This is a genomic window from Actinoplanes sp. NPDC048988 (assembly GCF_043197815.1).
In the GTDB taxonomy this organism is placed as follows: Bacteria; Actinomycetota; Actinomycetes; order Mycobacteriales; family Micromonosporaceae; genus Actinoplanes.
Genome location: NZ_JBICTW010000003.1, coordinates 337,173 through 350,900 on the forward strand (window position 1 = coordinate 337,173; position 13,728 = coordinate 350,900).

Below are 13,728 nucleotides of genomic sequence, written 5' to 3' on the forward strand. Positions count from 1 at the left end.
TGCTCCTCTCCTCAGGGCGTTTCGTGGACGAACGGGGGACGGTCGGCGCCGTCCAGATCGATGACCGCCGAGAACACGTGCACCCGGCCGTGCTCGAGGTTCACGTTCAGCTCGCGCGCCGGCAGGCCGGCCTTGGCGAAGCGCAGCGTCGCGGTGACCGGGCCGGGCTCGGGGATGCCGATCGTCCGGATGCCGACGGCCAGGGCGAAGTCGCCGTTCGCGTCGGTGGTGGCCGGGAACTGATGACCGGCACGCGGGGACGGAAGGCGCGCGCTCACCGTGAGGCCCGGCACCGGCGCCCGCGCGTCCGGGCGGCCCACCGTCCCCCGGACCAGGGTCGCGACGTCGCCGTACGAGGCGTCGGGCCGCCGCTCCAGCGGCACCACCCGGCGGAGGCCGTCTCCCGCCGGGTTGTAGGTGACGAACACCGGCCCCCGGTAACCGGCCCGGTCGGCGGTGATCCGGAACGTCAGGTCCGGGCCGGGCGGCACGTTGACCAGCACGAGGTGGCCGCTGAGGTTGCGGATCAGACGGTTCGGCCGGGCTCTGTCCCACTCCCGGTCCCAGAGCTGGGCGTCGACCCCGCTCCGCACGATCCGGCGCGTGATGCCGTCCATCGGGATCAGCACGGCGCTGACCGCGTCGGCCCGGTCGGGCTCGAAGGCGATGGGCGGCCGCATCACGACTCCACCGGCGCGTCGAGGAGACGGCCCGGCCGGTCGGTGCGGTGCACGACCGGCGCACCGGCGGTGACCGGGACCGCCGTCACGGCGACCGGGCTCACCAGGTAGACCATGGAGGTCCGGTACGAGGTCTGCGGGAACAGGCCCCACACGCGGCTCATCTCCTCCATCGGGTACGGCTCGGGGGTCACCCGGGCGTACTGGCCGGGCAGCTCGACGAAGGGCCGCTCGTGCAGGGCCCGGACGGCCCGGCCCAGCGTGAGCAGTTCGTCCGGGTCGGCCACGCCGCCGTTCCCCGCGCCGGCCGAGCGGAACACGCTGAGCAGGAACCGCAGGTCCAGCGGAAGAGCGTCCGCCTCGGCCAGCGGCTCGCCGGGATCGGCGGAGCGGGCCACGTAGTGCGGGTCGTTGCGCATCGCCTGGTTGACGACGATGTGGAACAGGAACAGGCACAGCGTCCGCTCGCCGACGTCCTCGGCGTTGGGCGGCCCGACGTAGACCGGCCCGCCGACGGCGGCGGCCAGCCGCGCCCCCAGGACGGCGGTGACGTCGAAGATGGCTTCCGCGGTCACGATGCCACCAGCTCGTCGTCGGCCAGCCCGCGTTCGGCGGCCAGCATGCCGATCTTGGTGAGTTCGCGCCGGGCCGCGGTCAGCACGTGCCCGGCCTCGATCCGGCCGCCCTCGGCGGCGGCGAGGAAGGCGGCGTGCAGGGCGATGTTCTGGATGCTGCCGCCGGGAATCTGCAGGCGCGCGGCCAGACCGGCGATCGTGGCGTCCGCCGCCAGCGGCGCGCCGGCGGGGAACGCCCGCCGCCAGATGCGCTCACGCTCGGCGGCGTCCGGCAGCGCGAAGGTGACGACGAAGCGCAACCGCCGGACGAAAGCATCGTCGATGTTCTGCTTCACGTTGGTGGTCAGCACGGCCAGGCCGCGGAAGGACTCCATGCGCTGGAGCAGGTAGGCCACCTCGACGTTGGCGTGCCGGTCGTGGGCGTCCTTGATCTCGGTGCGCTTGCCGAAGATCGCGTCGGCCTCGTCGAAGAGCAGCACGGCGCCGGACCGCTCGGCGGCCTCGAACGTCCGCTCGAGGTTCTTCTCGGTCTCGCCGATGTATTTCGAGACCGTCTTCGACAGGTCAACCTGCAGGAGCTCGACGCCGAGGTCGCCGGCGACGATCTGGGCCGCCATCGTCTTGCCGGTGCCGCTCGGGCCGCTGAACAGCGCGGCGACGCCCTGCCCGTACGGCATCCGGCCGGCGAAGCCCCACTCCTGCAGGACCCGTCCGGCGTGCAGAACGTGCAGCGGAATGGCTCGCAGCAGATCCTTGCGGGACTCGGCCAGCACGATGTCGTCCCACCCGTAGGCCGGCACGATCCGCCGCACGCCGGGCGGCAGCGCGACCGGTGCGACATCGCGGGCCGCCTGCTGGACCAGCGCCACATCGGCGCCACCGGCGGCCAGGCTCCGGGTCATGTGTTCCGGCTCGATCGGCGCGGTGGCGGCCAGACGCCGGATGTCCTCGTCGGTGAGGGCGACGCCGGTGCGAGCGGCCGCGCTGCTCCACCAGGCCGCACGCTGGGCGACCGTGACGGCCGGGGCCCGCAGCAGAACGCCGGAACCCGGCCACGCCGCATCGGTCGCCACCAGCCGCAGGTGCCGGGCCGCCCGTACCAGCCCCTCCGTCACCTGCCGCCGCTCGACCGCGCCGAGCCCGTCGAGTCCGAGGACGAGCAGCCCGCTGCCGGCCAGCCGGCTGAGCACGGCCCAGTCGGCGGCCGCCGCGACCCGGGCCGGGCCGGCGTCCACCTGCTCGAGGTCGCCGATCACCAGGGGCACCCCGGACGCCGAGGCCAGCCGCCGAAACCAGCCCTGCCCGGAGTCGCCGCCGGTCAGATGCAGCATCGCGGGGCGCCGGAGCCGCCCCGCCAGCTCGGTCTCCGCCGCCGAGAGCGGGGGTTCGTCCGCCGGCCTCGGCCGGCACAGCACGGCCCCCGTCGCGGCGACCGCCTGCTCGATCGAGGCGGCCACCAGGTGGGCGACGACCGAGCCGGTGGGCGCGTAGCCCGCGTCGACCGGCGGGGCATCCGGCTCGGCCACCCGCACCAGTCCCGCCGACGCCACCGAGCCGGCGGCGTGGACCGTACGCCGCAAGTCCCAGGCACTGACCTCCGTGTGCGACATCAGCTCGGCCAGCAGGGTGAGGCCGGGGCGCCGCCGGGTCAGGTCGTCCTGCAACACCCCGACGGCCAGGCCGTACCGGCCGTCCAGCTCGGGCGCCAGGACCAGGCAGAGCAGGCGCAGCTCGAGGCCGGTCAGACTGAACTGCTCAGCGAGCCGGGCGAGCGGCCGCGGCAGCGTCGTGCGGGATTCGGCCAGCGCCTCGTCGGCCGCGCTCAGGCGCTGACGCACGCCGGCCGCCTCGGTGCCGGCCCCGCCGGCGCCGAACCCCAGCAGGTGCAGGGCCTCGCTGGGCGCGACGGACCATCCCGGCACGCCGGCCGGGACGCCCGGGCCGATCCGGCGCAGCAGGCAGCGACCGAGGCTGAGGTTCAGCCATTCGGTCAGCGGCGCGAGCGCGACCGCATCGGCGCCGTGCGGCGCCGTCGGTGAGATCGTCTGCATGGTTCCCGCTTCCGGCTCATTCGGATGCGAGAACTATCGGCGGCACCGCCCGGCCCCGCCCATGGACCGACGGATCCAGAAGGGATTCAGACCTGGGTACGGCAGAACCAGGAAGCGGCGTCGGCGCGGCTGGCCAGATGCAGCTTCTCCAGGATGTTGTGCACGTGGTTCTTCACGGTCGAGACCTCGATGAACAGCCGCCGGCTGATCTCCCGGTTGCCCAGTCCCTCGGCCAGCAGGCCGGCGATCTGCCGCTCGCGCGGCGTCAGCGGCTCGGCCGGGGTGACGCCGCGGCGCTCCTCGGCCAGCACGGCGAGCCGGCGGAACAGGCCGCCGATGACCGCCGGAGGGCAGACCACGCCGCCGTGGACGACCTGCCGGAGCGTGTCGAGCAGCCGGGTCAGATCGTCGTCGCGCGGCACGTACGCCGCCATGCCGGCCTCCAGGCAGGCCAGGATGTCGTCGTCCGACTCGAGCACCCCGATCGCCACAACGATCATGCCCGGCAAGCCGGTGGTCAGGTCACGCAGCGAACCGGCCTGGGTCACGTCCACCAGCACGACGTCCGGCCGAAGGTGGCGGATCCGGCTGACACCGGCGGCGTCCGGGCAGGCGTCGCCCAGCACGGTGACCTCCGGCCGCCGGCGAAGTGCCTCGCCGATCGACTCGCGATAGACACGGACGCGGCCGAGGAGGGCTACCCGCATCCCCGGAGTGTCTCCCCCGCCCGGCGGTGGCCACAATGGGCCACCGGATCCAGATCTGTACCCTCCCGGTCCGGTCTGACCAGGCCGAGACGCTGAGCCCGCAGCACCGTGTTGAGCCGGTCGGTCGTCGCCAGCTTGCGCTGCAGGTTCTCCTGGTGCTTGGCGACCGTCCGCGGCGAGATACCGAGGCGGCGCCCGGCCGCGGCCACGGTCAGACCCTCGGCGAGCAGGCTGAGCACGGCCAGCTCGCGCGGCGTGAGACCGTGCCCGGCGACCCGCTCGCCGGCCTGCGGCAGGTCGGTCGCGCACCCCGCGCGCCAGGCGAGGACGACCTGCTGGTGCCGGTCGAGCGCGGTGAGAATCCGCTGGAGCCGGCCCGCGTACTGCAGCTCGGTGGCGGTGAAGTTGCCGCCCGGGCGGGCGATGCCGAAGAGCCGGACGGATCGGGCGGTTCGATGCAGCGGAAGCATGAGATGCCGGCTGGCCCCGCCGAATTGACGGCGCATGCGGTCGAAGCGTGCCGCCGTACGCCACCGATAGTCGTCGAGAACGTCGTCCAGGGTGCGAGGGGCCGCGTCGCTGCGGCGGACGTAGTGCCGGATCAGCGGGTACGCCCGGTTCTCCTCCTCGGTCACCTCGATCTCCGCGGCCCAGTCCGGCCACACGGCGACGGCCCGCACGTCCAGCCCCTGCCCGTGCACGTCGACGACGCCGCCCAGAGTGACACCGAGCTGAGAGGTCAGTTCGGCGAACAGGCGCGGCCAGACCTGATGGCCCTCCTCCAGGTCGGACATCGCCGCCATCACCAGGTCCAGCACGCGGCCGTCGAGCGCGGCCGCCGTCGCCACAGCCATCACTCCATCCTCGTCCGGCGGCCGAGGGGAATCCACCGACTGATGGGTGCTTGACACAAGTCGTGCTACGTCACACCGCGTATGTCCTCCTCCGCGACCGGACGGCACTATGAGAAAGGTCCCGTCGTGCGCCGTTGGAGAGGCGACGGTCATGAGAATAGTGATCATCGCCGCGGTACGTCTCTATCGTGAAGGACTCGCGGACGTCCTGCACGACATCGGCTCGTTCGCCGTGGCCGGCACCGCGGACAGTGGGCCGGCCGGCGTCGCCTGCGTGCTGCGCCATCGCCCCGACGTGGTCCTGGTCGACACCGCCACTCCCGGCGGCACCGACATCCTGCTCGCGCTGCGGGCCGCGGCGCCGCTGGCCCGCGCCGTGGCCCTGGGCGTGCGGGAGAGCGGAGACGAGATTCTGGCCTGCGTCGAGGCCGGCGCGGTCGGGTACGTGCCGCGCGAGGGCTCACTCGACGACCTGGTGCGAACGTTGGAGCGGGCCGGCCGCGGCGAAGCCGTCTGCCCGCCACCCATCCTGACCGAGCTCCTGCGCCGGGTCTCCGAGCTGGCCGGCGGCGCCTTCACCGCCGGGGGCGGCGAGCAACTGACGAGCCGCGAACTGCAGGTGATCCGGCTGATCGAGAACGGGCTCACCAACAAGGAGATCGCGGACCACCTGGACATGGCGCTCTCCACGGTCAAGAACCACATCCACAACATCTTCGAGAAGCTGGGCATCCGCCGCCGGGCCGAGGTGGCCGCCTGGGCCCGGCGGCAGCGCAGCAGCGTCTAGGTCCCGATCTGGATCCACCGCTTCATGGCGCGCCGCTTCCGGCGTCGCGGACACTGCGAGGACACCTTCGGCAGAACAGGACCGGCGTGCGGCACGTCACCGTTCTTCTCGATCTCCGCGGCGTCCTCGGCGACGTCGTAGCCACGCTGCTGCGCGAGAAATACGGTGATCCGGCCGTGCGGGTGGTGCCGGAGGGCGTCGCGCTCGAGGCGGCCGTCGCCCGGAGCCGCCCCCAGATGGTGATCACCGTGTTCGAGAACGAGCCGGACCCGGCCGTCGTGCCGCCGGGTCTGGCCCGGCTTCTCCGCGACCATCCGCGGCTGCGGGTCCTGGTGGTCGAGGGCGACGGCCGGTCCGGCTCGATCTGGGAGCTGCAGCCCCGCCGCATCCCGCTCGGCGAGCTCTCGCCCGGCCAACTGATCCGCGCGGTCTCGGAGCGCGTGCCACCTGACTTCTGCTAGATTCCACTGAGGAACCGTGCTGGTCTCCACCGGTTCCGTTCAGCGATATGTCTACGGCGGTTGCCCACGAGGGGAACCGCTCCGTGGCAGCCGGGTCTCCCGGCCCCGCCGGGAGATTCTGACGGTCAGCGCTGGCGTCCAATCGACCTTCATGGGGATTGGACTGCGACCGCCGGTGCGGCATAGTGGCCGAAGTGATGCTCTTCTGGCAGTCCGTGCTGATCGACGAGCGCGCCGACCGCCGGGGGCTGCGCTGGCCACCCGCCTGGGTGGCCGGCCGCGACTACCTTCATCGCTGCGGCCCGGTACGCCTGCGCGCTTCGCGCGGCCGTGAGTACCTCTCCAGCGACGTCGTGTACGCGGATCTCGCCAATATGCTGTCGGTGGCGCCCCGAAATCGGGAGAGTCCGCTGAAGGGACGCCCGGCGCAGGTCGTGAAGCGCCTCCATCCACTGGATGCCGACAATCGCACCTTCGCCCTGACCGTCGCTTTCCGCCTCCACGCCGACCCGTGGCTCGCCTTCTCCCCCACGAATGAGCCACCGTGGGTCATGCAGGCGTACGGGCGGTGGGCGGCCGGGCTGAAGGTCACGCTGAACCCGACCGGCCAGACGCATGACCTGCATGAGCTCGGCGCCGCCGTCGGAACCCATGTGGGCCAGGCGACGCGGGGCACGGCGAAGCCCCGGCCCGGCGAGCGCATCTCGCCGGCCGGGAACGCCATGTTCCTCAGCGCGCGGATCGACTGGTTCGGTTTCGGCGAGCGCACTCCGGAAGTCGTCCTCGACAAACCGCCGGAGGTTCGCGGCAGACCGTTCATCGCACTCACCGAGGCGCGGGGAACGGCCGCCGCTCGCCGGAGACTTCGCACCTACGTGTTGCGGACGCTGGCCGAGGTGGACATCGCCAACCACCTCGCCGGGCGCCTCGCCGCCCAGCCGGCCGACCGTCCCGCCTGGATGGAGAGCCGCGCCCGAGGCGCCCTCGACTTCCTGTCCCGGCCGGCGCCGTACGGCTTTCCCGCCGACCGGCAACGCCGTATCTGGCAGATGTCGATCAGCCGGCACGGCGTCAAGGCCGGAGCGATGCGCCGCCTCGCCGTGGAACGCCTGTCCTCGCTGTTGGCTTCTTCCGCGCCGGAGCGCTCCGGCGCTAAGTTCGTCTTCATGTCGGACAACTACACGTTCAACGGGCCGGTCGGAGCGGCCGGACGCCACGCCCAGGGCGTCGTCAACGTGAACGGCACGACAGTCGATCACTCGGCGCTGGTACGCGAGCTCACCACGTTGAGCGATCTGCTGCGCCGGCGGGACGTGGACGACGCCGACGCCGCGGTGGTCGCCGACGCCGCCCAGGACCTTCAGGAAGGCCGGACCGGCTCCGCCGAGGGCAAGCTCCGCCGCCTCTCGCGCCACACCTTGTCCGTGGCGAAGGAGCTCGCCCTGGGCGTGGCGGTCGCGGCGATCACGCATTCGGCCGGGCTGGGCTGACGCGCGTCAGGGATGGGCGAAGGCGGCCGTACGGGCGTACCCCTCAAGGGTCTTGATCTCGGAGGCCGACAGGCCGATCTCGGTCCGCGCGACGGCGTATTCACCGGAGAGGGTGATCGCTGAGGCTCGTGGGTCGTCGGTGGCCAGAGCGACCGGTACGCCGGCGGCGAGCAGGCGGCGCAGGGGGTGTTCGCGGTAGCTCGGGGCGACACTCGTGTGCAGGTTGCTGGTCAGGGCCACCTCGAGGGTGATCCCGCGCGCGGCCAGGTGCTCCAGCAGGGCCGGGTCCTCGACCGAGCGGACGCCGTGCCCGATGCGCTCGGCGCCCAGGTGGTTGATCGCGTCCCAGACGCTCTGCGGGCCGGCGGCCTCCCCGGCGTGGACCGTGACGCGCAGGCCGGCGTCGCGGGCCTTGGCGAACGCGGGCGCGAACTCGGCCGCGGGCACCCCGGCCTCGTTGCCGGCCAGGTCGGCCGCGCAGAAGGTGTCCCGGCGCGACAGCAGGGTGTCCACCTGGGCGGCGCCCCGCCCCGGGCCGAGGTCGCGCAGCAGGATGCCGATCAGGGCCACCGGCAGTCCGGTCTCCTTCGACGCCGTTCGGACGCCCGAGGAGACCGCGTCGATGACGGCCTCCGGAGCCAGGCCGGTCTCCTGGCGGATGAACCAGGGACTGAACCGCAGCTCCAGGTAGCCGAGGCCGTCATCGGCGGCGTCCCGCACCACCTCGGCGGCCGCCCGCTCCCAGTCCTGGGGGCGCGGGAGAGCGGACGGCGCGGCGTCGACCTTGTCGAGGAAGGGGACGAGGCCGCCCAGAGGGCCGCGGGCCACGAGCAGGTCCTCGGGGTCGGCCGCGACGGCCAGGGGGTGCCCGTCGCGGTGAGCCAGCTCGAGGACGGTGGCGACTCGCAGGGAGCCTTCCAGGTGGCGGTGCAGGTCGATCAGGGTCACGAGCTCAGGAGCTTAGCCCAGCCACGTGGCGAAGCTGACGGCGCCGACGCGCGCCCCGTTGCCGGGGGCGGGGGCCAGCGACTCGACCTGGGCGCCGAAGTAGCCGGCGGCCGGGTCGTCGAGGACCGTACGGGCGTCGCCCTTGGCCTCGAGGTAGCGGCGGACGAACGACGCCAGCGTTCCCGCCTCGGGGCCGGCCAGCTCGACCACGCCGTTGGTGGCCGGCTGCTCCACGAGGCCGGCCAGCGTCGCCGCCACGTCGTCGGCGGCCACCGGCTGGAAGCGGGCCGTGGAGGCGTGCACCACGCCGTCCTTGGTCGAGAAGTCGGCGATGCCGGCCAGGAACTCGAAGAACTGGGTGGCCCGCAGGATCGTGAACGGCACCCCGGCCCCGCGGATCTCGCGCTCCTGGGCGACCTTGGCCCGCATGTAGCCGCTGTCGGGGATCTGGTCGCAGTTGACGATCGAGACGGCCAGGTGGTGGGTCACACCGGCCGCCTTCTCGGCCGCGCCCAGATTGGCGGCCGAGGTCCGAAAGAACTCGAGCACCTCGTCGTCGCCCCAGGACGGCGCGTTGGTCAGGTCGACCACGGTGTCCGCGCCCTTCAGCGCGTCGGCCAGGCCCTCGCCGGTCACCGAGTTCACGCCCGTGGAGGGTGACGCGGCGACGGCGGTGTGCCCCGCCTCGGTGAGCAGCGGGATGAGCTTCTTGCCGATGAGCCCGGTGCCGCCGATGACCACGATCTTCATTACCGTCCCCTAACTCGGATATCTCTTGTCCGGGATGACTCTACTCGGACAATATGTGTCCGAGTCAAGTAGGATGTGACCATGAAGATGTCCGGCGGTGTCGAGTGGGCGCTGCACTGCACCGTCGTGCTGAGCGCGGCCGAGCGCCCCGTGCCCGCCGGCCGGCTGGCCGAGCTGCACGACGTTTCCGCCAGCTACCTGGCCAAACAGCTCCAGGCGCTGTCCCGCGCCGAGATCATCCGGTCCGTTCAGGGCCACGCCGGCGGCTACGAGCTGGCCCGCCCGGCGGCCCGGATCACGGTCCTCGACGTGGTCGAGGCGGTCGACGGGCCCCAACCGGCTTTCCTCTGTACGGAGATCCGGCAGCGCGGCCCGCTGGCCACCCCCGCCGAGGCGTGCGAGAAACCGTGCGCGATCTCCCGGGCGATGAGCGCCGCCGACCAGGCCTGGCGGGCCGCCCTGCGCGCGGTCACCATCGCCGACCTCGCGGCCCAGGTGGTCGAGGACTACGACGGCGACGTGTTCGCCGGCGTACGCGCCTGGCTGTAAATCTTCTCAAGCAAGGCGCGGCTCAACCGATCTCAGGGGCACGACCGAGGGTCCGGACGAGCGCAACCGGGCCGCACCGTCACGGGCACCGGTCACGCACCGGACGCCCTGGAATCTCTTCTCATGCCCGGCCGACAACGGCCGGACAACAGGGGGAGATTAGATGCTGCGGAAGTCCATGTACTCGCTGGCCGCGCTCGTCGCGGGCCTCGGTGCGGCGCTCGCCGGGCCGATGGCCGCGCAGGGCGCGACGACGCCGGCGGCCGCGCCGGCGAGCAAGTGCGTGACCGACGCCAAGCTCGTGCCGACCTGCGGCGTGCTGTGGGGCGCGGCAGCCGGCGGGTTCAGCACCCTGCCGCGCGACCAGGAGCTCAAGACCTGGGAGCAGAAGTCGGGCCGTACCTCCTCGATCTTCCACGTCTACCACAAGGGTGACGAGAAGTTCCCCACCGCGTCCGAGATCGCCATGGTGCGCGACAAGGCCAAGCCCCGCGTGCTGCTGATGAACTGGCGGGTCGAGTACGGCTCGACCTGGGCCAACGTCGCCGCCGGCAAGCTCGACGCGCGCATCGACGCGTTCGCGGCCCGGATCAAGGCGACCATGCCGGAGAAGTTCTTCCTCGTGCTCAACCACGAGCCGGAGGACGACGTCCGTACCGACGCCAAGCTCGGCATGACCGCGAAGGACTTCGCCGCCTCGTACCGTCACGTGATCAAGCGCCTGAAGTCCAAGGGTCTGGACAACATGGTCAACGTCGTCGCCTACATGGGCAACGAGAAGTGGATGGCGCAGTCCTGGTGGAAGGACCTCTACCCGGGTGACGACGTCGTCGACTGGGTGGGCCTGGACTCGTACGTCTCCTCGGAGGCCGACTACTACCACGCCGGCGTCTTCGCCGACCTGCTCGACCGCAAGGCCAAGGGCGGTCAGGGCTGGTACGACTGGGCCGCCAAGAACCACCCCACCAAGCCGATCATGGTGGCCGAGTGGGGTGCCTACCACCGCGTGGGCCAGGTCGTCGACAAGTCCAAGCAGTTCAACTCGGTGCTGCCGGAGCTGGCCAAGCGCCCCAAGGTGAAGGCGATCGTCTACTTCGACACGAAGAAGGACCTGTTCGGCGACCGCGACATCAGCATCGACAGCTCGCCGGCCTCGCTGGCGGCGTTCCGCAAGCTGGCCAAGTCGCCGAAGTTCAGCGTGGCCCTGCGCCTTCGTTGATCGTCACCGGCAGGGCGTCCAATCCGAAGACGATGGACGCCCTGCGGTATGTCAGCTCCCGGGCCGGCACGGCCAGCCGCATGTCCGGGAAACGCTCGAACAGCCTCGGGTACGCGATGCGCAGCTCCATGCGGGCCAGTTCCGCGCCGATGCACCGGTGAATCCCGTACCCGAAAGCCAGATGTGACCTCTTCATCGGCCGCGCCGGGTCGAGCCGGTCCGGCTCCGCGCCGGCCGCCGACGGATCGCGGTCGGCGCCGCTCAGCGAGCAGATCACGATGTCGCCGGCCCGGATGTCGCAGCCGCCCACCTTGTGGTCGCGGATCGCCACGCGCGGGAACGCCACCTGCACCACCGTCATGTAGCGCAGCAGCTCCTCGACGGTGTCGTCGAGGTTGTCCGCGAGCCGCGCCCGCAGCCCGTCGTCGGTCATCAGCGCCAGCGCGCCGAGCGCGATCATGCTGGCCGACGTCTCGAGGCCCCCGGTCAGGACCCCGTCGGCCAGACCGGCCAGTTCCCGGTCGTCGATGTCGTTGCCATGGGTACGGATGAGCGAGCCCAGCAGGCCGTCACCGGGCTCCCGGCGCTGCCGCTCGATCAGCCCGCCGAGGTACGTCAGCGACTCCCCCACCGCGTCCAGCGACGCGCCGGCCCCGTCCGCCAGGTCGAACCGGGCCGTGCTCAGCTTCTGGAAGTACTCCCGGTCCTCGTACGGCACACCGAGCAGCTCGCAGATCGTCAGCGCCGGCACCGGCAGCGCGTAGTCGTTCCACAGGTCCACGTCCGTCTTGCCGGCCATCTCGTCGAGCCGGCCCTGGACGATCGCCTCGATCCGCGGCTGCAGGCGGGTCAGGCGCCGCATGGTGAACTCCGGGGTCAGCGCCTTGCGCAGCCGGGTGTGCACCGGCGGGTCGGCGAAGCCGAGCCCACCGGGATCCTGGGTCACGTTGATGCCCACGCGCCCCGCGAACTTGCCGAAGTCGTTGCTGTAGCCGTCGAGGCTGCCCAGCACCTCGCGCACCGGCTCGAACCCGGTGATCAGCCAGCCGCGCATGCCCAGCGGGAGCGGAAGCCGGCTGACCGGCTCGCGGTCGCGGCGGCGGGCCATCTCGGCCACCGGGTCGAGCCCGTCGCGGTGCAGCGGCCACAGCAGCTTGTCGGGCAGCATGGCCAGCCCCGCGTAGGGGCCGTTGCCGCCCGCGAACCTGCGTGCGAGCAGCCCGAACACCTGGGACCGCACCGCCGACACCAGCGAGGTCATCCCCACCCGGTTTCCTCCCCATCCTGGAATTCGCAGAAGATGATCACATGGATGCCGCCGGAAAAGGCGTACCGGGAGGTGAATTTTCATATGTACAGACGTACACATCGTATGTACGCTCGTACGTATGACGCTCCTCGCGCCGGCCGCGCCCTCCCTCCAGGCCCGCCGGGCCCGCCTCGCCGTGGCCGCGGTGTTCCTCACCAACGGTGCTCTGTTCGCCAACGTCGTGCCCCGCTATCCCCAGATCAAGGCGGATCTCGGCGTCACCAACGCCGTCCTCGGCACGGCCATCGCGGCCATGCCGCTCGGTGCGCTGCTGGCCGGTCTGCTGGCCGCCTCGGCGATCCGCCGCCTCGGCTCGGCCCGGGTCGCCGCCCCCGGCATCGTCCTGCTCGCCGCCGCGACTTTTCTCCTGCCTTTCGCCCCGACGTGGTACGCGTTCGCCGGCGCCCTGTTCCTCGTCGGCGCCCTCGACGCGATCGTCGACGTCGCCCAGAACGCCCACGGCCTGCGCGTGCAGCGACTGTACGGCCGCTCGATCGTCAACTCGTTCCACGGCGTCTGGAGCATCGGCGCCGTCCTGGGCGGCCTCATGGGCTCGGCGGCGGCCGGCCTGGGGTTGTCCCTCACCGTCCACCTCGGCTTCTCGGCGGTCCTGTTCAGCGCGGTCGCGCTGGCCGCGTTCCGCTTCATGCTCCCAGGCGGTGAGGACGCGGAGCGATCCGTTACCCCGTCCGATACCGTCTCGCCGAGACGCGCGGTCACCGGCACGGCCGTCCGCATGCTGGCGATCCTGGGCATCCTGGCCGCCTGCGGCGCCCTGGTCGAGGACGCCGGCTCGTCGTGGGGCGCCCTCTACCTGAGCGGCGACCTGCACACCAGCGCCGCCACGGCCGGCCTGGCCTTCGTCGCCCTGCAGGTCGCGATGACCCTGGGCCGCCTCACCGGCGACCGGGTCGTCGACCGCTTCGGCCAGCGCACGGTGGTCCGCGCCGGCGGCGCCCTGGCCGCCCTGGGCATGGGCGCGGCCCTACTACTGCCGTCGGTGCCGACCGCGCTGGCCGGCTTCGCCCTGGCCGGCCTGGGCGTGGCCACCCTGGTGCCGGCGACCATGCAGACCGCCGACGAGATCCCCGGCCTGGCCTCCGGCACCGGCCTGACCATCGTGAGCTGGCTCCTGCGCGGCGGCTTCCTGCTGTCACCGCCGCTGGTCGGCCTGATCGCCGACCAGACCAGCCTGCGGGTGGGCCTGCTGAGCGTCGTCCTGGCCGGCGCCCTCACCTTCACCCTGGGCCGCGTCCTGAGCAACGGCAAATGATCCGCCGGGCCGCCGCCGCCGACCTCCACGCCGCACTGGCCTGGCCACCCAGGGACCGACGGTGAACTACTGGTT

The 13,728-nt window shown here is 72.2% G+C and carries 14 protein-coding genes; 6 read left to right on the forward strand and 8 right to left on the reverse strand.

Going from position 1 to position 13,728, the window contains the following annotated elements:
- Window positions 1–11 precede the first annotated feature (11 nt).
- From ACGFJ7_RS12410 to ACGFJ7_RS12430, 5 genes are all read right to left on the reverse strand, one after another.
- On the reverse strand, window positions 12–680 hold the full coding sequence (locus ACGFJ7_RS12410) for a hypothetical protein (RefSeq protein ID WP_392642214.1): 669 nt from the start codon (window positions 678–680) through the stop codon (window positions 12–14).
- Window positions 680–1,255, reverse strand: a complete 576-nt coding sequence (locus ACGFJ7_RS12415) for a Pvc16 family protein (protein ID WP_392642215.1) — start codon at window positions 1,253–1,255, stop codon at window positions 680–682. The genes ACGFJ7_RS12410 and ACGFJ7_RS12415 overlap by 1 nt, the downstream gene beginning before the upstream one ends.
- Window positions 1,252–3,306, reverse strand: coding sequence for an ATP-binding protein (locus ACGFJ7_RS12420; protein WP_392642216.1), 2,055 nt, complete (start codon window positions 3,304–3,306; stop codon window positions 1,252–1,254). Before ACGFJ7_RS12420 ends, ACGFJ7_RS12415 begins: the two co-directional genes overlap by 4 nt.
- Window positions 3,307–3,392: 86 nt before the next feature.
- On the reverse strand, window positions 3,393–4,013 hold the full coding sequence (locus ACGFJ7_RS12425; protein ID WP_360248769.1) for a response regulator transcription factor: 621 nt from the start codon (window positions 4,011–4,013) through the stop codon (window positions 3,393–3,395).
- Window positions 4,004–4,867 carry a response regulator transcription factor gene (locus ACGFJ7_RS12430; protein WP_392642217.1) on the reverse strand — a complete coding sequence of 288 codons (864 nt, stop codon included), beginning with the start codon at window positions 4,865–4,867 and terminating at the stop codon, window positions 4,004–4,006. The genes ACGFJ7_RS12425 and ACGFJ7_RS12430 overlap by 10 nt, the downstream gene beginning before the upstream one ends.
- Before the next feature lie 151 nt (window positions 4,868–5,018).
- Between ACGFJ7_RS12430 and ACGFJ7_RS12435 the strand changes: the two genes are divergently transcribed.
- From ACGFJ7_RS12435 to ACGFJ7_RS12445, 3 genes are all read left to right on the forward strand, one after another.
- Window positions 5,019–5,654, forward strand: coding sequence for a LuxR C-terminal-related transcriptional regulator (locus tag ACGFJ7_RS12435; protein ID WP_392642218.1), 636 nt, complete (start codon window positions 5,019–5,021; stop codon window positions 5,652–5,654).
- A gap of 86 nt (window positions 5,655–5,740) precedes the next feature.
- Window positions 5,741–6,115: a hypothetical protein gene (locus tag ACGFJ7_RS12440; RefSeq protein WP_392642219.1), complete on the forward strand. Its 375-nt coding sequence runs from the start codon at window positions 5,741–5,743 to the stop codon at window positions 6,113–6,115.
- 194 nt (window positions 6,116–6,309) lie between these two features.
- A complete protein-coding gene (locus ACGFJ7_RS12445; protein WP_392642220.1) occupies window positions 6,310–7,605 on the forward strand; it encodes a hypothetical protein in 1,296 nt (431 codons plus the stop codon).
- A gap of 6 nt (window positions 7,606–7,611) precedes the next feature.
- Here ACGFJ7_RS12445 and add read toward each other — a convergent pair whose 3' ends face one another.
- Window positions 7,612–8,553, reverse strand: a complete 942-nt coding sequence (gene add, locus ACGFJ7_RS12450) for an adenosine deaminase (RefSeq protein WP_392642221.1) — start codon at window positions 8,551–8,553, stop codon at window positions 7,612–7,614.
- A 12-nt stretch (window positions 8,554–8,565) separates the two neighbouring features.
- Entirely contained in the window at window positions 8,566–9,303 is a 738-nt protein-coding gene (locus tag ACGFJ7_RS12455) for an SDR family oxidoreductase (protein ID WP_392642222.1), read from the reverse strand.
- 81 nt (window positions 9,304–9,384) lie between these two features.
- Here ACGFJ7_RS12455 and ACGFJ7_RS12460 point away from each other — a divergent pair, with 81 nt between their 5' ends.
- Entirely contained in the window at window positions 9,385–9,852 is a 468-nt protein-coding gene (locus ACGFJ7_RS12460; RefSeq protein WP_360248748.1) for an Rrf2 family transcriptional regulator, read from the forward strand.
- Window positions 9,853–10,015: 163 nt separating this feature from the next.
- Window positions 10,016–11,071 (forward strand): glycoside hydrolase family 26 protein, encoded by a 1,056-nt coding sequence (locus ACGFJ7_RS12465; protein WP_392642223.1) that lies wholly within the window; start codon window positions 10,016–10,018, stop codon window positions 11,069–11,071.
- Here ACGFJ7_RS12465 and ACGFJ7_RS12470 read toward each other — a convergent pair.
- A complete protein-coding gene (locus tag ACGFJ7_RS12470; protein WP_392642224.1) occupies window positions 11,046–12,332 on the reverse strand; it encodes a cytochrome P450 in 1,287 nt (428 codons plus the stop codon). The two genes, ACGFJ7_RS12465 and ACGFJ7_RS12470, sit on opposite strands and share 26 nt — an antisense overlap.
- A 127-nt stretch (window positions 12,333–12,459) precedes the next feature.
- Here ACGFJ7_RS12470 and ACGFJ7_RS12475 point away from each other — a divergent pair, with 127 nt between their 5' ends.
- Complete coding sequence (locus tag ACGFJ7_RS12475) at window positions 12,460–13,653, forward strand: MFS transporter (RefSeq protein ID WP_392642225.1); 1,194 nt, start codon at window positions 12,460–12,462, stop codon at window positions 13,651–13,653.
- Window positions 13,654–13,728: the final 75 nt, after the last annotated feature.